The sequence below is a fragment of the Roseovarius sp. genome (assembly GCF_048262375.1).
Taxonomy (GTDB): domain Bacteria; phylum Pseudomonadota; class Alphaproteobacteria; order Rhodobacterales; family Rhodobacteraceae; genus Roseovarius.
The window spans coordinates 1-21,566 of sequence record NZ_JBLXFE010000011.1 but is presented as its reverse complement, the minus strand read 5'-3'; the positions used below and the strand labels follow the sequence as shown (position 1 = coordinate 21,566).

17 protein-coding genes are annotated in these 21,566 nt (G+C 62.4%); 10 read left to right on the top strand and 7 right to left on the bottom strand.

Annotated features, from left to right (window positions below):
- Genes nosZ through ACN0SW_RS12875 form a run of 6 tightly spaced genes read left to right on the top strand, consistent with a single transcriptional unit; the run spans position 1 to position 6,471 of the window.
- Entirely contained in the window at positions 1-1,953 is a 1,953-nt protein-coding gene (nosZ, locus tag ACN0SW_RS12900) for a TAT-dependent nitrous-oxide reductase (RefSeq protein WP_417728344.1), read from the top strand.
- A gap of 3 nt (positions 1,954-1,956) precedes the next feature.
- On the top strand, positions 1,957-3,291 hold the full coding sequence (locus ACN0SW_RS12895) for a nitrous oxide reductase family maturation protein NosD (protein ID WP_417728343.1): 1,335 nt from the start codon (positions 1,957-1,959) through the stop codon (positions 3,289-3,291).
- Complete coding sequence (locus ACN0SW_RS12890) at positions 3,260-4,153, top strand: ABC transporter ATP-binding protein (protein ID WP_417728342.1); 894 nt, start codon at positions 3,260-3,262, stop codon at positions 4,151-4,153. The genes ACN0SW_RS12895 and ACN0SW_RS12890 overlap by 32 nt, the downstream gene beginning before the upstream one ends.
- Complete coding sequence (locus tag ACN0SW_RS12885; protein WP_417728341.1) at positions 4,150-4,983, top strand: ABC transporter permease; 834 nt, start codon at positions 4,150-4,152, stop codon at positions 4,981-4,983. Before ACN0SW_RS12890 ends, ACN0SW_RS12885 begins: the two co-directional genes overlap by 4 nt.
- Entirely contained in the window at positions 4,980-5,555 is a 576-nt protein-coding gene (locus ACN0SW_RS12880) for a nitrous oxide reductase accessory protein NosL (RefSeq protein WP_417728340.1), read from the top strand. The genes ACN0SW_RS12885 and ACN0SW_RS12880 overlap by 4 nt, the downstream gene beginning before the upstream one ends.
- Position 5,556: 1 nt before the next feature.
- On the top strand, positions 5,557-6,471 hold the full coding sequence (locus tag ACN0SW_RS12875; RefSeq protein ID WP_417728339.1) for an FAD:protein FMN transferase: 915 nt from the start codon (positions 5,557-5,559) through the stop codon (positions 6,469-6,471).
- A 9-nt stretch (positions 6,472-6,480) separates the two neighbouring features.
- Here the strand turns inward: ACN0SW_RS12875 and argE are convergent, their stop codons facing one another.
- Together argE and ACN0SW_RS12865 are read right to left on the bottom strand one after the other, a co-directional pair.
- Positions 6,481-7,647, bottom strand: coding sequence for an acetylornithine deacetylase (gene argE, locus ACN0SW_RS12870; protein ID WP_417728338.1), 1,167 nt, complete (start codon positions 7,645-7,647; stop codon positions 6,481-6,483).
- Between the two features lie 2 nt (positions 7,648-7,649).
- On the bottom strand, positions 7,650-9,470 hold the full coding sequence (locus ACN0SW_RS12865) for an ABC transporter ATP-binding protein (RefSeq protein ID WP_417728337.1): 1,821 nt from the start codon (positions 9,468-9,470) through the stop codon (positions 7,650-7,652).
- 298 nt (positions 9,471-9,768) lie between these two features.
- On the opposite strand from ACN0SW_RS12865, the gene ACN0SW_RS12860 reads away from it, so the two are divergent.
- The 3 genes from ACN0SW_RS12860 to ACN0SW_RS12850 all read left to right on the top strand — a co-directional run bounded on the left by ACN0SW_RS12860 (position 9,769) and on the right by ACN0SW_RS12850 (position 13,494).
- Positions 9,769-11,469, top strand: a complete 1,701-nt coding sequence (locus ACN0SW_RS12860) for a peptide ABC transporter substrate-binding protein (RefSeq protein WP_417728336.1) — start codon at positions 9,769-9,771, stop codon at positions 11,467-11,469.
- A 92-nt stretch (positions 11,470-11,561) separates the two neighbouring features.
- Positions 11,562-12,569: an ABC transporter permease gene (locus ACN0SW_RS12855; protein ID WP_417728335.1), complete on the top strand. Its 1,008-nt coding sequence runs from the start codon at positions 11,562-11,564 to the stop codon at positions 12,567-12,569.
- Entirely contained in the window at positions 12,562-13,494 is a 933-nt protein-coding gene (locus ACN0SW_RS12850) for an ABC transporter permease (protein ID WP_417728334.1), read from the top strand. Before ACN0SW_RS12855 ends, ACN0SW_RS12850 begins: the two co-directional genes overlap by 8 nt.
- A 193-nt stretch (positions 13,495-13,687) precedes the next feature.
- On the opposite strand, the gene mltG is transcribed toward ACN0SW_RS12850, so the two are convergent.
- From mltG to rlmJ, 5 genes are all read right to left on the bottom strand, one after another.
- A complete protein-coding gene (gene mltG / locus ACN0SW_RS12845) occupies positions 13,688-14,845 on the bottom strand; it encodes an endolytic transglycosylase MltG (RefSeq protein WP_417728333.1) in 1,158 nt (385 codons plus the stop codon).
- The gene (gene fabF, locus ACN0SW_RS12840; RefSeq protein WP_417728332.1) at positions 14,845-16,104 is read right to left on the bottom strand and encodes a beta-ketoacyl-ACP synthase II; all 1,260 of its coding nucleotides are present in this window, start codon (positions 16,102-16,104) and stop codon (positions 14,845-14,847) included. The genes mltG and fabF overlap by 1 nt, the downstream gene beginning before the upstream one ends.
- 185 nt (positions 16,105-16,289) lie before the next feature.
- Positions 16,290-17,219 carry a dihydroneopterin aldolase gene (locus ACN0SW_RS12835; RefSeq protein WP_417728331.1) on the bottom strand — a complete coding sequence of 310 codons (930 nt, stop codon included), beginning with the start codon at positions 17,217-17,219 and terminating at the stop codon, positions 16,290-16,292.
- Between the two features lie 153 nt (positions 17,220-17,372).
- Positions 17,373-19,046: a cytochrome c oxidase subunit I gene (gene ctaD / locus ACN0SW_RS12830; RefSeq protein ID WP_417728330.1), complete on the bottom strand. Its 1,674-nt coding sequence runs from the start codon at positions 19,044-19,046 to the stop codon at positions 17,373-17,375.
- A 196-nt stretch (positions 19,047-19,242) separates the two neighbouring features.
- Positions 19,243-20,022, bottom strand: a complete 780-nt coding sequence (gene rlmJ, locus ACN0SW_RS12825; protein ID WP_417728329.1) for a 23S rRNA (adenine(2030)-N(6))-methyltransferase RlmJ — start codon at positions 20,020-20,022, stop codon at positions 19,243-19,245.
- A 152-nt stretch (positions 20,023-20,174) separates the two neighbouring features.
- On the opposite strand from rlmJ, the gene proS reads away from it, so the two are divergent.
- The gene (proS, locus tag ACN0SW_RS12820) at positions 20,175-21,530 is read left to right on the top strand and encodes a proline--tRNA ligase (RefSeq protein WP_417728328.1); all 1,356 of its coding nucleotides are present in this window, start codon (positions 20,175-20,177) and stop codon (positions 21,528-21,530) included.
- Positions 21,531-21,566 lie beyond the last annotated feature (36 nt).

The window sequence follows — 21,566 nt, the reverse complement described above, 5'->3', positions numbered from 1 at the left end:
ATGTCAAACAATGACAATAAGACCGGGATCAGCCGCAGGGGCCTCTTGGGCGCCACGGCAGGTGGGGCCGCAGCGCTCGGGGCCATCGGCGCATCGCGCATGGCGCTCTTGGGCGGGGCCGCAGGTGTGGCGACCGCTGCCGCAACAGCCCCGACCAAGGCCACTGCCGCCACCCCCTCTTCACATCTCGCCCCCGGCGAGCTGGATGAATATTACGGATTCTGGTCCTCGGGCCAGACCGGCGAGGTCCGTGTTCTTGGTATCCCGTCGATGCGCGAATTCATGCGAATTCCGGTGTTCAACCGCTGCTCGGCCACTGGCTGGGGCCAGACCAATGAATCCCTCAAGGTGCTGACCGACGGGATGAGCGAACGCACCAAAAATTACCTCGCTGCCAATGGCAAGAAAGTGCATGACAACGGCGATTTGCACCACGTCCACATGTCCTTTACCGAGGGCAAATACGACGGCCGCTTTTTGTTCATGAACGACAAGGCCAATACCCGCGTGGCACGTGTGCGCCTTGACGTGATGAAAGCCGACAAGATCCTTGAAATCCCCAACGCCAAGGCGATCCACGGTCTGCGTCCGCAAAAATGGCCGCGTACCAACTATGTCTTTGCCAATGGCGAGGATGAAGGCCCGATGGTAAACGATGGCCAGATCCTTGATGATCCGTCGCAATATGTGAACTTCTACACCGCTATTGACGCCGACAAGATGGAAGTGGCGTGGCAGGTGATGGTGTCGGGCAACCTTGACAACACCGATGCCGATTATGACGGCAAATACGCGTTCTCGACCTCCTACAACTCGGAAATGGGCATTTCGCTGCCCGAAATGACCGAATCCGAGCGCGATCACGTCGTCATCTTTAACCTCGCGGAAATCGAAAAGGGCATCGCGGCTGGCGATTTCATCGAGTTGAACGGCGTCAAGGTTGTGGACGGGCGCAAGGGACAGAACAAGGATTACACCCGCTACATCCCCATTCCCAACAACCCGCATGGCTGCAACATGGCCCCCGACAAAATCCACCTCTGCATCGGCGGCAAGCTGTCGCCCACGGTGTCGGTGATCGACGTGCGCAAGCTGGATGCGGTGTTCTACGAGGGTGCCGATCCGCGCTCTGCCGTGGTGGCCGAGCCGGAACTGGGCCTCGGGCCGCTCCACACCGCCTTCGACGGCAAGGGCAATGCGCTCACCACGCTCTTCCTCGATAGCCAAGTGGTGATGTGGAACATCGAAGATGCGGTGCGCGCCTATGCGGGCGAAGCCGTCGATCCGATCCGCACCAAGGTGGATGTGCATTACCAGCCTGGCCACAACTCGACCTCGATGGGCGAGACACTGGACGCGGATGGCAAATGGTTCATCTCGATGAACAAGTTCTCCAAGGACCGGTTCCTCAACGTCGGGCCGCTCAAGCCTGAGAACGAGCAACTCTTCTCAATGGACGGCACCAACCTCACGCTGCTGCACGACGGCCCGACCTTTGCCGAACCGCATGACAGCATCATCGTGCATCGTTCCATCGTGAACCCGCGCAATGCTTGGGATCGCAACGATCCGATGTGGGCCGAAACCCGTGCACAGGCCGACAAGGACGGGGTCAACATCGACGAATGGGTGGATACGGTTGTGCGCGACGGCAACAAGGTGCGCGTCTACATGTCGAGCGTGGCACCGTCGTTCAGCATCGAGAGCTTTACCGTCAAGGAGGGCGATGAGGTGACGGTGATCGTAACCAATCTCGACGATATCGACGATCTCACACACGGGTTCTGCATGGGCGATCACGGCGTGGCGATGGAAGTGGCCCCGCAGGCCACCGCCTCGACCACCTTTGTTGCGGCCAAACCGGGGGTCTACTGGTATTATTGCCAGTGGTTCTGCCACGCGCTGCACATGGAAATGCGCGGGCGCATGTTCGTCGAACCGAAAGGCGCCTGAGCCATGCGTCGCCTTATCCTGAGCCTGATCCTGTCTTTCGGCGCGGCGACCTTGGTCGCGGCGGCGGACCGACAGGTTCCGGCCGAGGCCGGGGCGCTTGCCACTGCCATCGCCGGGGCAATGCCCGGCGATGTGCTCACCCTCGCACCGGGCCGCCACAATGGCCCGGTGACACTCGACCGCCCCATCACCTTGGACGGACAGGGCAAAGCCACCATCGACGCGGGCGGCACTGGCAGCGTGATCACCATCACCGGCAGCGATATCACCGTCCGTGGCCTCACCCTGACCGGATCGGGCAGCGACCATGACGCCATCAACAGCGGCGTGCAGATCACCCGGAGCGCGGCCCGCGTGCTGGTCGAGGACAACGACTTGCGCGGTAATCTCTACGGGGTCGATGTGCATGGCCCGCGCGATGCCACCGTGCGCGGCAACCGCATTGTCGGGCGCTCGGATCACCACATGAACAGCCGCGGCAATGGCGTCTATGTCTGGAACGCGCCGGGCACGATCATCGAGGATAACGACATTCGTCTCGGTCGTGACGGCATCTTTGTGAACGCCTCGAATGATGGTATCTTTCGCCGCAACCTGATGCGCGACCTGCGCTTTGCGGTGCATTACATGTATGCCAACAACTCCGAAGTTTCGGGCAATATCTCGATCGGCAACACGCTTGGCTTTGCGCTGATGTTCTCGAACCGGATCACCGTGCACGACAATCTCAGCCTCGCGGACCGCAGCCATGGCCTGATGCTCAACTATGCCAACAACGCCGATATTCGCGGCAATCTGGTGCGCGGCGGCACCGAGAAATGCACCTTCATCTACAACGCCCACCGCAACCTGATCTATGACAACCGCTTTGAGGGCTGCGACATCGGCATCCATTTCACCGCCGGATCGGAACGCAACGCACTCACCGGCAATGCCTTTGTCGGCAACCGGACGCAGGTGAAATACGTCGGCACCAAGCATGTGGAATGGAGCTATGACGGGCGCGGCAACTATTGGTCGGATCACCCCGCCTTTGATCTGGATGGTGACGGCATCGCCGACGCGAGCTTTCGCCCCAATGATCTGATGGATCACATCCTGTGGTCGCAACCTGCCGCCAGCCTCTTGATGGGCGCGCCTGCCGTGCAACTGATCCGCTGGGGTCAGAAACATTTTCCCGCCTCCCTGCCCGGTGGCGTGCTGGACAGCGCGCCCCTGATGCGGCCCGTCATCGTGACGGTGCCGGATGCTATCGCCGCGATGGAGGCCCGCGCCATGGCCAACGCGCGCAACAGAAAGAACAGTGATGAACAGTTTGACCCTCTCGCAAGTCACTAAGCGCTACGATGGCGTGACCGCGCTCGACGCTGTGGGCTTTACCGTGGCCCCCGGTGAACGGGTGGCGCTCTTGGGCCATAATGGCGCGGGCAAATCCACATTGATGAAAATCATCCTCGGCCTCATCCCTGCCAGCTCGGGACAGATCGAGGTGTTGGGGGCGGCCCCCGGCAGCCAGAGTGCCCGCGACGGCACCGCCTATCTGCCGGAAAACGTGGCCTTTCACCCCGCCCTGACCGGGCTGGAACAGATCCGCCTCTACCTGCGCCTGCGCGGGTGCGACCCGGCACAGGCGATAGAGTTATTGAGCCGTGTCGGGCTGGCTGATGCCGCGCATCGCCGCATCGGCACCTATTCCAAGGGCATGCGTCAGCGTGTCGGCCTCGCGCAGGCGCTGATCGGCCAGCCGCGCCTCTTGATCCTTGACGAGCCGACCAGCGGGCTTGATCCGGTGTCGCGCCGCGAATTCTACGCCATTCTGGATGGGCTGGCCGCAGAGGGGGCGGCGATCCTGCTCTCATCGCATGCCCTGACCGAGGTTGAGGCCCGCACCGACCGGATCGTGATCCTGTCCCAAGGCCGCCTCATGGCCAATGACACACTCGCGGCCCTGCGCCGTCAGGCCGCACTGCCGATCCGGCTCCAAGTCTCGGCCCGACCGGGGGCTGCGGATCAGGTGGCCGCGCATCTCGCGGGCGGGCGGCGCAATGGCGTCATGGTCGATCTCACCTGCGCCCATGACGAGAAACTGACCCGGTTGGGCGATATCGCCGCCCTGCAAGGGTTGATCGAGGATGTCGAGATCATCCCGCCCAGCCTCGAAGACCTCTATAGCCATTTCAGCCGGAGAGACGACCAATGACCGCCCTCATCCGTCCCGTCTTCGCCCTTGGCGCCACCGAATTCCGCATAGCACTGCGCAACCGGTGGGTGACGATCACCGTGGCGCTGATGGCGCTCTTTGCCCTTGTCCTGTCGGCCGCAGGCAGCGCGCCCACCGGCGAAGTGGGCGTGGATGCCCTGTCGGTGACGGTGGCCAGCCTCACCTCGCTTGGCGTTTACCTCGTGCCGCTGATGGCGCTTTTGATGTCTTTTGACGCCGTGGCGGGCGAGGTTGAGCGCGGCACGCTCTCGCTTACACTGACCTATCCGGTGTCGCGTTCGGGCATCCTTTTGGGTAAATTCGCGGCGCATCTTGTGGTGCTGACGATTGCCGTGGGCGTGGGCTATGGGTTGGCCGCCATCGCGGCCCTTGCGACCGACCCCGAAGCGGTGACGGGCCTGCCCGCACTCCTGCGCCTCTTCTGGTCCTCGATCCTGTTGGGTGCGGTGTTTCTGGCCTTGGGCTATGCGCTCTCGGCCATTGCCCGGCGTCCGGGGGCAGCAGCGGGGCTGGCGATTGGCGTCTGGCTCTCCCTCGTGGTGCTCTATGATCTGGGGCTCTTGGCGGCGGTCGTGGCAGATGGCGGCGGGGCCTTTACCACCCGCGCACTGCCGTGGTTCTTGTTGGCCAATCCCGCTGACGCCTTCCGCCTCTACAACCTCGCCGCCTCTGAGGCGACGGCGGCAGCCTCGGGCCTTGGCGGCGCGGCACAGACCATCCCGGTAATGCATGCGCTGATTTCGGTCCTGCTCTGGCCGCTGGTCGCCTTTGGGCTGGCCGTGGCCGCCCTGCGGAGGGTCACGCCATGAAATGGCCTGTGCTCCTGCTGCTGCCGCTCACCCTTGCCGCCTGCAAGGAAGAGGTGGCCAACCGCCCCGAACCCGTCGCCATGACACGCGAGGCCATTGGCTACTATTGCCAGATGGACCTGCTGGAGCATCCCGGTCCCAAGGCGCAGGTGCATCTTGACGGGCTGGAAAACCCCATCTTTTTCAGTCAGGTGCGCGACGCCATCGCCTATCAGCGCATGCCCGAGCAAAGCCACGCCATCACCGCTGTCTATGTCAATGACATGGCCGCCGCCGCCAGTTGGGATCAGCCCGGTGCCGAGAACTGGATCGACGCCACTGCGGCGCATTATGTGATCGGCTCGGATGCGACCGGCGGCATGGAGGCGCCGGAACTGGTGCCGTTCCTGCACGCCAAAGACGCCGGTGCCTTTGCCGCCCAACACGGCGGACGGGTTATCAGACTGACCGAGGTGGCGGATGCCGATGTTCTGTCGGCGGTCCCTATTGTCACCCTCTCAGAAAATGACCGCGCTGAAGAAGACGATTTCGAGGCCCGGCTCAAGAAACTTTCCCACAAAAGGCAAAACTGACATGATCCTCTCCCGCCGCAGATTCCTGACGATCTCCGCTGCAGCACTGACCTGTGCGGGCCCGGGTCATGCCTCATCCCTGTACCGCTGGCAGGGCAGCGCCTTGGGCGCGCGTGCCACCATCACCCTCACTCACCCCGAGGCCGCGCGCATCACCGAATCCGCCCGCGCCGAGATCGAGCGGCTGGAGCAGATCTTCAGCCTCTATCGCCGCACCTCTGCGTTGAGCTTGCTCAACGCCGCCTGCTATCTCGAAGCGCCCCCTTTTGAACTGCTGGATTGCCTCACACTTGCCTCTGTCGCGCACCGGGCCACGGCTGGGCTTTTTGACCCCACCGTGCAACCGCTCTGGGATCTCTATGCCCGCAGCTACAGCGCGGGCCACGCCCCGAGCGAAACCGAAATCGCAACGGCGCGCGCCCACGGCACATGGGCTGACCTGCGCTATGACGCCAGCGCCATCACCCTGAACCCCGGTATGGCGCTCACCCTCAATGGGATCGCGCAGGGCTATATCGCTGACCGTGTGGCCCATCTCTTGCAGGCCGAAGGGCTGAGTGACATCCTGATTGACGCGGGCGAATTGCGCGCGCTTGGGGGCAATCCGCAAGGCGGCGACTGGCCGGTGACACTCGACAGCCCCACGCCCGCCCGGATCGGGCTGCGCGATCGCGCGCTGGCCTCGTCCGCGCCCTTGGGCACGGTGTTTGACGCCGCCGGAACAGCGGGCCATATCCTCGACCCGCGCACCGGCAGACCGGCTGATCCACGCTGGCATCTGGTTTCGGTCTCCGCCGAGAGCGCCGCATTGGCCGATGCCCTGAGTACGGCCATGTGCCTGATGTCACCCGAAGAAATCGACATGGCGGTCAAGGCGATCAAGGGCGCACAGGTGGTGCATCTGGCCCCCACCTGAGGCCCCGGCTTAGCCAGCCCGCAACCGCGCCAGCAGCGCACGCATGAAATCATGCCCGGCGTTGAACTGTGCCACGGTGATATATTCATCCGGCTGATGCGCCTGTGCGATATCGCCGGGGCCACAGATCACGGCGGAATACCCGCGCTCCTGAAACTGTCCGGCCTCGGTTGCATAGCTGACCACATGGTGAGCATTGTCGCCAGTGATTTGCCGAACCAGTTCCTCGGCGCTGCCCGCTTCTTCCGGCTGCAACCCCGGCACACGGAACTTGGGCTGCAACTCGATCCGCGCCTCGGGACGCACCGCCTGCATATCGGCCTGTGCCTCGGCCACCCGCGCCGTGAACCGCGCGCCCCACACCTCGGGGTCTTCCCCCGGCACCACCCGGAAATCCATGCCGAACCGGCAATCCTTGGCGGTGATGTTATGCGCCGTGCCGCCCACGATCTGGCCCACATGCAGCGTGGTCCAAGGCGGATCAAAGAGCGCGGCCATATCCAACGGCGGGCGTGCCCGGTTCTCGGCGTTCTGCCTGTTGGCCCAATCGATCAGCGGGGCGGCGGCCATAATCGCATTGACGCCCCGGTGCATGATGGAACTGTGAACCTCAAAGCCCACCACATGCACATCATAGCCCAGACTGCCCTTATGCCCGGTGACCGCCTGCATCATCGACGGCTCGCCGATGATGGCCAGATCGGCACGCGGCAGCACCTGCAGCATCCGTTCGATCATCGGCGGCGCGCCGACACAGCCCACTTCCTCATCATAGCTCAGCGCTAATTGCAGGGGCCGCGCCACGCCGGCGTGCTGCGCCTCGACCAGCGCCCAGATCGCCAGCGCGTCAAACCCCTTCATATCGCAGCAGCCGCGCCCGTAATATTTGCCGTCCCGCTCCACCACGCGGAACGGATCGCTGGCCCAGGGCTGGCCATCCACCGGCACCACATCGGTATGGCCCGAGAGCACGACACCGCCTGCCACCTCCGGCCCGACATGCGCGAAAATCGCGGCCTTTTCGCCGGTCTCGTCGTAATGGCGATGCGCGGTGATGCCATGGCTCAACAGATAGTCCTCGACCCAATCCACCAGCGGCAGGTTGCTGTCGCGGCTGACAGTGGGAAAGGCCACCAGCCGTTGCATGATCTCGAACGGCGTCAATCGGTCTGCCATGATCAATACCCACTCTCAGAGGTCAGCACGAAATGCCCCGGATCGACCTCTTTATAGACCGACGGTCCCGGCTCATACCCAACCCGGTGGATGGGCGAAGGGATCGGTTTGAAATTCAGATCCTTTTCGGATTTCCGCCGCCGTGGATCGGCAATAGGCACCGCTTTCATCAACGCCTGCGTATAGGGATGCTGCGGGTTCTCGAACACAGCGGCGCGCGGCCCCCGCTCGACAATGCGGCCCAGATACATCACGCCGACATCATGGCTCACCCGCTCGACCACCGCCATGTCATGACTGATAAAGACGTAGCTGAGGCCAAGATCAGCCTGCAATTCCATCATCAGGTTGAGCACCTGCGCCTGCACGCTGACATCCAGCGCGCTCACCGCCTCATCCGCGACAATCAGCTTGGGATTGAGCGCCAGCGCGCGGGCAATTGCCACCCGTTGCCGCTGTCCGCCGCTCAATTCATGCGGAAACCGCCGCAGGAAGGACCGGGGCAATTCCACCCGGTCAAACAGCATCGCCACCCGGTCGTCGATCTCGGATCCCGAGGCCAGCCCGTAATTCTTCATCGGTTCTGCCACTTGCGCCGCCAGCTTCATCTGCGGATTGAGGCTGGCGAACGGGTCCTGAAACACCATCTGCATATCAACGCGGGCACGGCGCAATTCGGGCGGCGTGAGCGCCATGATATCGACACCGTCCAGCATCACCTCGCCCGCCATTGGCTCAATCAGCCGCAAAATCGAGCGCCCGGCGGTGGATTTGCCACAGCCCGATTCCCCCACAAGGCTGAGCGTGCGCCCGCGTGACAACGTGAATGACAGATCCTCGACCGCATGCACATTGGCCAGTGTCCGACGAAAGAACCCGCCCTTGACCGGGAATCGCGTGATCAACCCCTTGACGCGCAACAGCTCTTCGTCATGGCCCTTGATCGGTTTGATCTCATGCGCATCCGATCCCAAAAGACGCATCGGTTCCGGGTAGGCCTTGCCGCGCATCTCGCCCAGTTTGGGCACCGCAGCCAACAGCGCCTTGGTGTATTCATGGGTCGGGGCCTCGAATATCTGCTCGACCGTGCCCTCTTCGACCTTGTTGCCGCGAAACATCACGACCACCCGGTCTGCCATCTGCGCCACCACGGCCATATCATGGGTGATGAACACCACCGCTGTCCCCGTCTCGCGTTTGAGCCGGTCAATCAGCGCCAGAATTTCGGCCTGAATCGTCACATCAAGCGCCGTCGTCGGCTCATCGGCGATCAACAGGCGCGGCGCACAGGCCAGCGCCATGGCGATCACCACCCGTTGCCGCATGCCGCCAGACAATTCATGCGGATATTGCTCCAGCCGCCGTTCCGGCTCGGGAATCCGCACCTCTCGCAACAGGTCCAAGGCCCGCGCCCGCGCCTCTGCCTTGCTCAGACCGCGATGCACCCGCAACCCTTCGGACAATTGCCGCCCCACGGTGAACACCGGGTTGAGCGCCGTCATCGGCTCTTGAAAGATCATCCCGATCTCATTGCCCCGAATCGTGCGCATCAAGCTCTGATCCGTCTTGGCCAAATCGACGGCACCGCCCTCCCTGCGGTCAAAGATCATCTGCCCGCCCGCAATTGTGCCGCCACCATATTCCACCAGCCGCATCAACGACAGCGACGACACCGACTTGCCCGACCCGGATTCACCGACGATGCAAACGGTCTCACCGGCATTCACGCTGAAGGATACATCCTCGACCCCCACCACCGGACCATCCCGCGTCTCGAATTCAACCCGGAGATTCTCAATCCGGACAATCGGGGTATCCAGCATGCGCCGCGACCTCTGCATTTAGTGGGACAATGCTCAAACGCTACTCATTTTGCAGGCTCCGAGTCAAACAACACGGAAATTGTGACGCGGCTTACGGCACACGCCTTAAGGGAGTGCTTGCATTTTAACCTGATCCAGTCTGAGATACCCGAGTCGTCTGGGGATGCGACTGTCCTGCTCTCATGATGCGGGCATAGCTTTCCTGCGGCTCCTGCGCGGCTGCACGTCTGACGCGCCGCGAAAAAACGAACGAGATGGCACTAGAACCGCTGTCCAACATCGGAGGAATACCAAAGCTATGACCCTGAAATCCCTATTGCTAGGTGCCACAGCGGCCACCAGCCTCGCCACTGTGGCGCTGGCAGAGCGCGGCGCGGACGGCCATGTAAACCTGATTTACTGGCAAGCACCGTCTATCATGAATCCCTATCTCTCGGGCGGCACCAAAGAGGTAGAGGCCGCAAGCCTCGTGATCGAACCGCTGGGCCGCTACAACACCAAGGGCGAGATGATCCCCTATCTGGCCGAGGAAATCCCCACCGTCAGCAATGGCGGCGTGGCCGAGGATCTCACCTCGATCACCTGGAAGATCAAGCCGGGCATCATTTGGTCGGATGGCACGCCCTTCACCGCCAATGACGTGAAATTCACCGCCGAATATTGCATGCACCCCGAAGGCGGCTGCGCGCAGCTTGGCAAATACGAAGGTGTGGAATCGGTCGAGGTGATCGACGACCTCACGGTCAAGGTGAACTTCTCCCAACCCACCCCGGTGCCCTATGGCCCCTTCATGGGCGGTCAGGCACCGATCATTCAGGCGGCGCAATTTGCCGATTGCCTCGGGGCCAAGGCACAGGAATGCGCCGATGCGAATTTCGCACCCATCGGCACCGGACCGTTCAAGGTGGACGAATTCCGCCCCAATGACGTGATCTCGCTCTCGGCCAACCCGAATTACCGCGATCCGGCCAAGCCGCGCTTTGCCACCATGACCTTCAAGGGCGGCGGCGATGCCACGGCAGCAGGCCGCGCAGTGCTGGAGACCGGCGAATTCGATTACGCCTGGAACCTGCAACTCGCCCCCGATGTGATCGCCAACATGGAGGCGGCGGGCAAGGGCGTGGCCATGCAGGCCTTTGGCACGCTGGTTGAACGGATCGAGATGAACATGACCGATCCCTCGCCGGACCTGCCCGAGGGCGAACGCTCCACCGCCAAGCATCCGCACCCGATCCTGTCCGACATCCGCGTCCGCAAGGCGCTGTCGATGGCCATTGACCGTGAATTGCTGGTCGATGTGGGCTATGGCAAGGCCGGTCGCGCCACCTGCAATCTGGTGCCGGCCCCGGCGGCGTTCGCCTCTGACAACACCGATTGTCTGACTCAGGATATCGAAGGGGCCAAGGCGCTTCTGGACGAGGCGGGCTGGACCGTGGGCGCAGGCGGCATCCGCGAAAAGGACGGCAAGAAACTGTCGCTGCTCTACCAGACCTCGACCAATGCCGTGCGTCAGGACTTTCAGGCGCTGATCAAACAGTGGTGGTCCGAGATTGGTGTCGAAACCGAACTGCGCAATATCTCGGCGTCGGTCTTCTTCGGCAGCGATCCGGGCAGCCCGGACACCTTCCCGAAATTCTATTCGGACGTGGAAATGTACGCCAACAACTTTGACGGCACCGATCCACAATCCTACTTGGCCGGTTACACCTGCAACAAGGCGCCGCGTCCCGAAACCCAATGGCAGGGCGAAAATATCAACCGCTTCTGCGATCCGGCCTATGATGAACTGATCAAGGAACTGGGACGCACCGCAGATTTGGAAAAACGCGGCGACATTGCCAAAAAGCTTAACGACATGCTGACCAAGGACAGCTATACCATCGTGCCCTTGGTGGACCGTGGCCGCGTCTCGGCGCGTTCCAACACCCTTGGCGGGGTTGAGCTGAACACATGGGACACTGAGCTGTGGAATGCCGCAGACTGGTATCGGATCAAGTAACGATCCGAGCAAGTACCGCTCCGATCTCGCGATCGGAGCGGCCCCTCTGCCCATGAGGCGATAATAAGAACGACCCGTAAAAGGCGCCGCGCATGCTGACCTATACGATCCGACGGCTTGTCCTCGCGATACCGACGCTGCTTTTCATTAGCCTTGTGATTTTCATGTTGCTCGAACTTGCCCCCGGTGATCCGATGGCGCAGGTGCCCCTGACCGTCCCCCCCGAGGTCAAGGAAAAGATGCGTCTGGCGCTCGGGTTGGGCGAACCCACCCATATCCGCTTTATGAAATGGATGTGGCAGTTTTTCGTGGTCGAGCCGATGATGCTGATCGACCACCTCTTTGGCACCCTGCTGGCCGAAGGAGAGCAGCGCGTGCTCAGTTGGCAATTCCGCTCGCCGGTGATGGATGTGATCGTGCAGCGCATGCCGCAAACCCTCTGGGTGGTGGCGATGTCCTATGTCGTGGGCATCCTGATTGCCCTGCCCATCGGCATCTATTCGGCCTACCGGCAATATTCGGTCTTTGACCAAACCGGCACATTCGTAACCATGGTGGGCTATTCGGTGCCGCCGTTCTTTTCCGGCGTGCTGGTGATCGTGATCTTTTCGGTGCAACTGGGCTGGTTGCCTTCAATCTATGACACCACGCTGGTGGTGGTCGATTGGCAGACGTTCAAACTGCAATTGATGCAGATGGTCATGCCGGTGATGGTGCTGGCGCTGCAGACCACGGCGCAGATCAGCCGTTTCATGCGTGCCTCGATGCTCGACAATCTCAATCAGGACTATGTGCGAACCGCCCGCGCCAAGGGGCTGTCGGAATGGTCGGTGGTCATGGTGCATGTGCTGCGCAATTCGATGATCCCGGTGATCACGGTCATTGCGCTTGGCGTGCCTTCGATCTTTGGCGGCGCGATCATCACCGAACAGATTTTCAAGGTGAATGGGCTTGGCCAATTGCTGATCACCGCAATCGAGGCCAATGATCTGCCGATGGTCCAAACCGTGACCTTTATCATCGCGGTGTTGATCGTGCTCTTCAACATTGTCGCAGACGTGCTTTACGGCGTGCTCGACCCGAGGATTCGCTATGACTGAGACCCCCAAACCGATCGCGGCACTTGCCGACACCGGCCCCACCGCCCCACCGCGCAGCCAGTTGCGCGACGTCTGGGACCAGTTCAAGAGCCACCGGGGGGCGCTCATCGGCGGTATGGTGCTGTTGTTCATCATTGCCGCCGTGTTCTTGGGCCCGCTGGTCTGGCCCTATGACGCCACCTTCATCGACATTCGCGCCCGTAATCAGGGGCCAAGCTTCGCGCATCCGTTTGGCACCGATCAGCTGGGCCGCGACACGCTGGCGCGGATGATGGCGGGCGGGCAGACCTCGATTGCGGTGGGGCTGACGGCGATGCTGCTGGCGCTGGTGCTGGGCTCGCTCATCGGCGTGCTGGCCGGGTTTTTCCGCAGGCTTGACGGGCCGCTCATGCGCCTTACCGATCTCTTTCTGTCGCTGCCGCTCCTGCCGTTGCTGCTGGTGATGGTGCTCTTGTTCCGCGAGGCGCTGAACGGTGTGTTTGGCCCCGAGACCGGCATTTTCATCCTGATCGTGGTAGCCATCGGCGTCACAAGCTGGATGCCCACGGCGCGGATCGTGCGCGGCGATGTTCTGGCGCTCAAAGAACGCGAATTCATCCTTGCCGCCCGGTCCATCGGCACCACCAATTTCGGCCTCATCACCCGGCATATCCTGCCCAATGTGATGTCGCCGATCATGGTCTCGGCCACGCTCGGCATCGCCAATGCCATCATCACCGAGAGCGCGCTGTCGTTTCTGGGCCTCGGCTTTCCGCCCGATTTCCCGACATGGGGGCGGCTCTTGAACGACGCCACGCAGTATCTACAGGACTACCCCGAACGCGTGTTCTGGCCCGGCCTTGGCATCTCGCTCACGGTGCTGTCGATCAATTACATGGGCGACGGGTTGCGCGACGCGCTCGATCCGAGGATCCGGGGGCGTTGACGCGGGGGGCGGTCTGGCGATCGCGCGGCACCTTCGGTGCTATTCGCGCGAGCGGCCTGCAAAAGAAAGCGTAAGCCGCATCAGTCCTCGCGCCAACAGGTTGCGCTGCTCAAGACGCCTCGCCAATGTCCTGTCCGTTGGTTTTCTTTGCCAGATCCACGGCGGCCAATTCAGGAACGCCGCGCAGCCCCCCTCAGTTATTCCCGCGCTCCGCCTCGATCTCGCGCCAGCGGGCGACGTTGCGGTTATGCTCGTCCAACGTCTCGGCAAAGGCATGACCCCCAGAGCCATCGGCCACAAAGAACACGTAATCCGTGCTATCCGGGTTCACCGCCGCCTCGATGCTGGCGCGGCCCGGATTGGCGATGGGCGTGGGCGGCAGCCCCTCGATCACATAGGTGTTCCATGGGGTTGCGCGGCGCAATTCGCTCTGCCGCAGGCCCCGGCCCAAAACACCCTTGCCCTCGGTCACGCCATAGATCACCGTCGGGTCAGTCTGGAGCCGCATGCCACGATTGAGCCGGTTGACAAAGACGCTGGCCACCTGACGTCGCTCATCCGCTACGCCGGTTTCCTTCTCGATAATTGACGCAAGGATCAACGCCTCTTGCGCCGATGCCAGCGGCAACCCTTCGGCCCGCCCCTGCCAAGCCGCCGCCAGAATAATCGCCTGCGCCTCGCTCATCCGCGCCAGCACGCTCTCTCGGGTGTCACCTGCGCGCACCTCATAGCTGTCGGGGGCCAGCGTGCCTTCGGGGGGCACCTCGGTCACCTCGCCGCTCAGCACATCGACCGCCTTCAGCCCCTCGACCACCTGCCAGCTTGTCACGCCCTCGGCCAAGGCCACGCGGTAGCGCGTATCGGCCTGCGCGCGCACGCGGGTAAATTCCTCGGGCACGGCCGCTTCGGCTGCGGCATCGAACTTGGCACGCTCTTCATAACGTCCGCTGGCGGCGTCCAGCTCGCGCACCACCACTTCGGCACTGGTGACGCCCAGCCGGTAGACCACCTCTGTGCCACAGGTGCTGGCCCCGCCACGGGTGATGATATCGGTGATCTCGGCCATGCTGGCCCCTTCCGGGATCAGCCAGCTTCCGGCCTTGAGCAGGCTTTCCTTGTCCGAATATTCCGCCCCGATGCGAAAGATTGCACCGCTCGTGACCGCGCCCTCACCCTCAAGCCGGGTTGACACGCGCCGCATGGTGCTGCCCGGCTCGACCCGGACACAGATCGCTTCTGTCAGCGGACCCGTCGCGGAATATTGCTGCTGCCCCCAGAGGATCACCCCCCCCAGCAGAAACACCACCACTACCATGAGGGTCAGGAAATTCGAAACGATGTGTCGCCACATCAGCGCGGTTTCCCGACGATCAGCGCCGCGTTGGTGCCCCCAAAGCCAAAACTGTTCGACAACGCCACGTCGATCTTGCGCTCACGCTTGGTATTCGGGGCCAGATCCAGCGGCGTCTCGACCGCCGGGTTATCCAGATTGATCGTCGGCGGAGCCACCTGATCGCGGATCGCCAGAATGCAAAAGATCGCTTCGACCGCGCCCGCAGCGCCCAAAAGGTGCCCAACCGAGGATTTGGTGGAACTCATCGTCGCATTGGCCGCCGCATTGCCCAAGAGCCGCTCGACCGCTTTCAACTCGATGGTATCCGCCATGGTCGAGGTGCCATGCGCATTGATGTAATCAATATCCGACGGGGTCAGCCCTGCACGGTTCAGCGCCGCCTGCATGGCCCGGAACCCGCCATCGCCATTCTCCGCCGGGGCAGTGATGTGATAGGCATCGCCCGACAGACCGTAGCCGAGGATTTCGGCATAGATCTTGGCGCCGCGCGCCTTGGCGTGCTCGTATTCCTCCAGCACCACCACGCCCGCGCCCTCGCCCATCACGAACCCGTCGCGGTCCACGTCATAGGGGCGGCTTGCGGCCTGTGGATCGTCGGCGCGCTTGGTCGAGAGCGCCTTGCAGGCGTTGAACCCGGCAATCCCGATTTCGCAGATCGAGGCCTCGGCCCCGCCCGCCACCATCACATCGGCATCGCCCAGTTGAATGAGCCGCGCGGCATCGCCAATCGCATGCGCGCCGGTGGCGCAGGCGGTCACGACCGAATGGTTCGGTCCCTTGAACCCATAGCGAATGCTCACCTGCCCGCTGATCAGGTTGATCAGCGCGCCGGGAATAAAGAACGGCGACACGCGCCGCACGCCCTTTTCACGGATGATCCCGGCGGTTTCTTCGATCGAGCGCAGCCCGCCGATACCCGATCCCAGCATCACGCCGGTACGCTCGCGCGCGGCGTCATCCTCAGGCATCCAGCCCGAATCCTCCACCGCCTGCTGGGCGGCGGCAATCCCGTAGAGGATGAAATCATCGACCTTGCGGCGTTCTTTTGGCTCCATGTATTTATCGGAGTTGAACGTGCCGTCATTGCCATCGCCCAAGGGGATCTGGCAGGCGTATTTCGTCACCACATTGACCGGATCGAACCGGATAATGGTCCCCGCCCCCGATTGCCCTGCCAAAAGACGGCTCCAGGTCAGTTCGACCCCATCGGCCAGCGGGGTCACAAGACCCAGACCCGTGACAACGACACGCCTCATGATGCGGCCCTTTCCTTGTTTGCGCTTTTGCTGCTCTTACCCCGGCTTTGCCCCAAGGAGCAAGAGCATCGCACAGTCACATGCGGACAGCTGCGCATCAACTGCTTTGGTGCGCCCAACCTCGGGTGCGCCGCATGCCCTTGGCCCCGGCCCGGCACCACAGGCCGCACAGCCGGTCCCGCACCTCATAACCCGGATTGCGCCACATCCTGAAAGAGCACCGGCACGCGGCAGGATTTCGGCGGCGCCTCACCAATCATCAGCAGATCCGAAGCCTCGATGTGACCGGCGAACCATGCCGCGAGCACCACCGGATCGTCGGTCGCAAGCCCCGGGCCGTCCACGGCGTCGAGCACGATCTTGGAGGGGGCCCAGACGCTGATCTGTCCATGTTTCATCGACCAGTCCAGCTCGGTGCGGGTCGCCACCACAACGCAGCGCTCGTCACGCCCGGCCAGAACCCACGCGTTCTGCTCCATCGCCAACAGATCGACCCGGCGCTGTGTCATCCGGTGCCCGGTCCGCGGCGCGGCCTCATCAGCGCGGCCCACACACAGGATCACCGGCTCCGCCCGCGCCTCCAGTTGGTCAAGCCAGCGGGCCAGATTGGGTGATCGGATCGCGGTATTGGTCAGAAACACCACATGCGGATGTGGCGTGGTATCGGCATGCGGCGTGATCGGCTTGGTCTTGAGGTCATTGACCGAGCGCACAATCTCAACACCCAGCGCCCCCGGACCCCGGTCAAGCTTTTCGATCCTTACAAATGTGCGCACCGCCTGCGGCTCCCACAGGATACGCTCCGCAATACGCTCCGCCAATGTCTCCAGCAGGTTCAGACGCTCCTCCGCCAGTTCCGTGGCAATCGCTTCCGTCACCTTGTCGTAGCTCAGGATGCGGTCCACGTCGTCCTCGATGGCATTGGCCAGCGGGCGCACCTCGACCACGACATTAAAACAGATGCGCTGCCTGGTGCCACGCTCGGCCTGAAAGGCACCGATCTCGACCTCAACCACATGATCGCGCACTGAAATGCGATCCAGCGGCCCATCGGGCGAGGTCGCGCGCGCGCGAGCGGACGGATGCTCAAAGGCAAGACGGATTTCGTGGGTCATGGTGTCGTTCCTGCGTGACTTGGGCAAGGGGATAGCACGCACGGCAAAGCCCTTGAAGGGGTGAATGCGACAGTCAGGGAATGCCGCGCGGCAGACTGAACGTAAAAAGGCCCCGGAATTCTCCGGGGCCTTTGCTCAGTCTTGCCACATCTGTCAATGGGCGGGCTGCTTGTCCCAGTCTTCGCGCTTGGGGAGCGTCTCAAAGGTGTGCTCCGGCGGCGGCGACGGCAGGGTCCATTCCAGCGTGTCGGCATACTCGTTCCACGGATTCGGCCGGGTTTCGCGTGCGCCGCGAAGCAGCGTGTGGATCACCAGACCAATGAAGAACACGAACGAGGCAAAGGAAATGAACGCCCCAACCGACGACCACCAGTTCCAGACCGCAAAGGCCTCGGGATAGTCGATATAGCGGCGCGGCATGCCCTGACGACCCAAGAAATGCTGCGGGAAGAACGTCAGATTCGCCCCGACGAACATCGCCCAGAAGTGCAGCTTGCCCGCCCATTCAGGGATCATGCGCCCGGTCATTTTGGGGAAGTAGAAATAGATCCCCGCAAAGATCGCGAAGACCGCGCCCAAGCTCATCACATAGTGGAAATGCGCCACGACATAGTAGGTGTCATGATAGGCCCGATCCACAGCGGCTTGGCTCAGCACGATGCCGGTCACACCGCCCGTGGTGAACAGGAACAGGAACCCGAACGCCCAGAGCATCGGGGTGCGGAATTCGATCGACCCGCCCCACATGGTGGCAATCCAAGAGAACACCTTGACGCCTGTCGGCACCGCAATCACCATCGTCGCCAGCATGAAATAGCTCTGCTGGGTCAGCGACATACCGACCGTGTACATATGGTGCGCCCAGACGACAAAGCCCAGAACCCCAATCGCGATGAGCGCCCAGACCATCGGCAGATAGCCAAAGATCGGCTTGCGCGAGAAGGTGGCGATCACGTGGCTGATGATACCAAAACCGGGAAGGATGATGATATACACCTCGGGGTGACCAAAGAACCACAGGATGTGCTGATAGAGGATCGGATCACCGCCGCCCGAGGGATCAAAGAAGGTGGTCCCAAAATTGCGGTCGGTGAGCAGCATGGTGATCGCCCCTGCCAGAACCGGCAGTGACAAAAGAATCAACCATGCGGTGACAAAGATCGACCACGAGAACAGCGGCACTTTGAACAGGGTCATGCCCGGTGCACGCATGTTGAGGAAGGTGGTGATCATGTTGATCGCGCCCAGGATCGAGCTTGCCCCCGAGACGTGCACCGCAAAGATCGCCAGATCCATCGACATGCCGCCCTCATTCGTCGACAGCGGCGGGTAAAGCACCCAGCCCACGCCCGAGCCAAGCTGACCATTGCCACCCGGCGCCAAGAGCGAGGCCACCCCCAGCGAGGTGCCCGCAACATAGAGCCAGAACGACAGGTTGTTCATGCGCGGGAACGCCATGTCCGGCGCGCCGATCTGCAAGGGCATGAAATAGTTGCCAAAACCACCAAACAGCGCGGGAATGACGACAAAGAACATCATCAGCACGCCGTGATAGGTGATCATCACGTTCCACAGATGGCCATTGGGTGTGCAGTCCGCGACGTCAGAGGCGATGAACCGCGCGCCTTCCATGCACATGTATTGAACGCCCGGTTCCATCAGTTCCATCCGCATGTAAACGGTGAACATGACCGAGATCAGGCCGACGAGCGCCGAAACGATCAGATAGAGGATACCGATATCCTTGTGGTTCGTGGACATGAACCACCGGGTGAAAAACCCGCGCTGATCTTCGTGTTCGTGGCCGTGAATGGCTGCATCTGCCATTGTTTGCCTCCTGCTGGTGTTAGTGCCGCGACTTGAGAGACCTCTGAGTCTCGCAGGCCCGTGATGTTTATGGGTTTTAGAATGTATGGGGGGGCGCGGCAATGCGCGAATTTGATACAGATCAAAGAATTTTGTCGCACCCCCTTGCGGTTTGCGACCGGGATGACGGGGGGATTGGGGGTGCGGGGGCGCCCCCTCACCGCCTTGAAGCAAAGACCTCCGATAGCCGCGCCGTCTCCTCGCGCAACCCATAGGGCGGGTTGACCACGAAAAGACCCGAGCCCAGCATCCGGTGCCCGGCGCGCACCGGGGGAAAGCGGACCTCGTGGCGCAGGCCCTCGGGAAAGGCCGCAGCGAGATGGGTGAGCATGCCCGCATGCGCGCCGCTCGTGAGGATCGGATACCACAGCATGAGAATACCCACGTTCCATTTGCGGGCGATCTGGGTCAGGTGGCGGGGGATACTCTCATACTCGGTCTTGACCTCATAGCTGGGATCAACCAGCAAGAGACCGCGCCGGGGCATCGGCGGGCAGATTTCCTGCGCCATCTCGAACCCGTCCTGCTGGCGGATCTTGGCAGGATAGCCCGCCAGATTGGCGCGCAGATGCGCATTCTCGCCCGGATGCAATTCCGCCAGATGCAGCGTGTCGATCCCGCGCAGGCTCTGCGCCGCAATCAGCGGCGAACCGGGATAGGCCTGCGCACCATGCGCAGCACGGGTCTCATTCAAACGCTGGCGATAGGGGTGATCGGCGGCAAAGCGCGCCTCGAGCCGAGCCACGCCCTGCGCCGCCTCGCCGGTTTTCAGCGCCGCCACATCCCCCAGATCATAGAGCCCCCGCCCGGCGTGGGTCTCGATATAGCTGAGCGGCTTGTCCTTTTGGGTGAGATACGCCAGCACCCACGCCAGAACCGCGTGCTTGTGAACATCCGCCGGATTGCCCGCGTGATAATGGTGCTGATAACTGAGCATGCGGGCTGGTAGCAGGTGGGGCGGAGTTGGGGAAGAGGGGGCCGCGCTGATTATCCGCTATAAGAAAGGTGCCGCCCCTCCACCCTTGCCCCGCACCTTTCCCTGAGATACTCGGGGGCAACCATGCATTTCATCTCAAAGGTGCCCTGCCCATGCGTCTGAGCCGTTATTTTCTGCCCGTTCTCAAGGAAACCCCCTCGGAGGCGCAGATTGCCTCGCATCGGCTGATGCTGCGGGCGGGGATGATCAAGCAGGCCAGCGCCGGGATTTATTCCTGGCTGCCCTTGGGCTTCAAGATCCTGCGCAAACTGGAAAACATCGTGCATGAGGAACAGGTGCGCGCGGGCCATATTCCGGTGCTGATGCCGACGCTGCAATCGGCGGATCTCTGGCGCGAGTCCGGGCGCTACGACGATTACGGCGCGGAAATGCTGCGGATCACCGACCGGCACGGGCGCGATATGCTCTACGGTCCCACCAACGAAGAGCTGATCACCGATATCTTCCGCGCCCATGTCGGCAGCTACAAGGATCTGCCGCTGACGCTCTATCATATCCAGTGGAAATTCCGCGACGAGGTGCGCCCGCGCTTTGGCGTCATGCGCGGCCGCGAATTCCTGATGAAGGACGGGTATAATTTCGACCTGACCAAGGAAGACGCGCTGCATGCCTATAACCGCCACATGGTCAGCTACCTGCGCACCTATGAGCGGATGGGCCTCCAGGCCATTCCGATGCGGGCGGATTCCGGCCCGATTGGCGGCGATGACACGCATGAATTCCTCGTGCTGGCCGATACGGGCGAATCAGAGGTGTTCTACGACAGCGCCATCACCGATCTGACCCTTGGCAACCGCGTGGTGGATTATGCCAGCCGCGAACAATGCGAGGCCATCGTCAAGGAATGGACCACGCCCTATGCACGCACCGACGAGACCCATGACGCGGCGCTCTACGAGGCGATCCCCGAGGCCCGGCGCAAGGCCAGCCGTGGCATCGAGGTGGGGCAGATTTTCTACTTCGGCACCAAATATTCCGGGCCGATGGGGGCCAATGTGCAGGGGCCGGATGGCAAATCCGTGCCGGTGCATATGGGCAGCCATGGCATCGGCGTGAGCCGTCTGATCGGCGCGATCATCGAGGCCAACCATGACGACAAGGGCATCATCTGGCCCGAGGGGGTAACGCCCTTCCATGCCGGGATCGTGAATTTGAAGCAGGGCGACGCCGAGGCGGACGCGGCCTGCGAGGCGATCTATGCGTCCTTGACCGCCCTCGGAATGGAGCCGCTTTACGACGACCGCGACGAGCGGGCGGGCGGCAAGTTTGCCACCATGGATCTGATCGGCCTGCCGTGGCGGATCACGGTGGGGCCGCGTGGATTGAAAAATGGCGTGGTCGAGTTGACCAGCCGCCGCACCGGCGAGAGCGAAGAACTGCCGCCCGAACAGGCCGTCGAAAAGCTGGCGCTGGCCTATGCCGGGCATGTGCTGCGGCCGAGTTTGTGAGGGTTTGAGCGGGGGGGGGTCGCGCGGTCGCTGGGC

What these genes read in the sequence shown, in the direction of transcription:
- fabF (WP_417728332.1), bottom strand. Translation starts at nt 16,104, where the DNA reads ATGAGGCGTGTCGTTGTCACGGGTCTGGGTCTTGTGACCCCGCTGGCC.
- ACN0SW_RS12895 (WP_417728343.1), top strand. Translation starts at nt 1,957, where the DNA reads ATGCGTCGCCTTATCCTGAGCCTGATCCTGTCTTTCGGCGCGGCGACC.
- argE (WP_417728338.1), bottom strand. Translation starts at nt 7,647, where the DNA reads ATGGCAGACCGATTGACGCCGTTCGAGATCATGCAACGGCTGGTGGCC.
- ACN0SW_RS12890 (WP_417728342.1), top strand. Translation starts at nt 3,260, where the DNA reads ATGAACAGTTTGACCCTCTCGCAAGTCACTAAGCGCTACGATGGCGTG.
- proS (WP_417728328.1), top strand. Translation starts at nt 20,175, where the DNA reads ATGCGTCTGAGCCGTTATTTTCTGCCCGTTCTCAAGGAAACCCCCTCG.
- ACN0SW_RS12865 (WP_417728337.1), bottom strand. Translation starts at nt 9,470, where the DNA reads ATGCTGGATACCCCGATTGTCCGGATTGAGAATCTCCGGGTTGAATTC.
- ACN0SW_RS12855 (WP_417728335.1), top strand. Translation starts at nt 11,562, where the DNA reads ATGCTGACCTATACGATCCGACGGCTTGTCCTCGCGATACCGACGCTG.
- ACN0SW_RS12875 (WP_417728339.1), top strand. Translation starts at nt 5,557, where the DNA reads ATGATCCTCTCCCGCCGCAGATTCCTGACGATCTCCGCTGCAGCACTG.
- ACN0SW_RS12885 (WP_417728341.1), top strand. Translation starts at nt 4,150, where the DNA reads ATGACCGCCCTCATCCGTCCCGTCTTCGCCCTTGGCGCCACCGAATTC.
- mltG (WP_417728333.1), bottom strand. Translation starts at nt 14,845, where the DNA reads ATGTGGCGACACATCGTTTCGAATTTCCTGACCCTCATGGTAGTGGTG.
- rlmJ (WP_417728329.1), bottom strand. Translation starts at nt 20,022, where the DNA reads ATGCTCAGTTATCAGCACCATTATCACGCGGGCAATCCGGCGGATGTT.
- ACN0SW_RS12880 (WP_417728340.1), top strand. Translation starts at nt 4,980, where the DNA reads ATGAAATGGCCTGTGCTCCTGCTGCTGCCGCTCACCCTTGCCGCCTGC.
- nosZ (WP_417728344.1), top strand. Translation starts at nt 1, where the DNA reads ATGTCAAACAATGACAATAAGACCGGGATCAGCCGCAGGGGCCTCTTG.
- ACN0SW_RS12860 (WP_417728336.1), top strand. Translation starts at nt 9,769, where the DNA reads ATGACCCTGAAATCCCTATTGCTAGGTGCCACAGCGGCCACCAGCCTC.
- ACN0SW_RS12850 (WP_417728334.1), top strand. Translation starts at nt 12,562, where the DNA reads ATGACTGAGACCCCCAAACCGATCGCGGCACTTGCCGACACCGGCCCC.
- ctaD (WP_417728330.1), bottom strand. Translation starts at nt 19,046, where the DNA reads ATGGCAGATGCAGCCATTCACGGCCACGAACACGAAGATCAGCGCGGG.
- ACN0SW_RS12835 (WP_417728331.1), bottom strand. Translation starts at nt 17,219, where the DNA reads ATGACCCACGAAATCCGTCTTGCCTTTGAGCATCCGTCCGCTCGCGCG.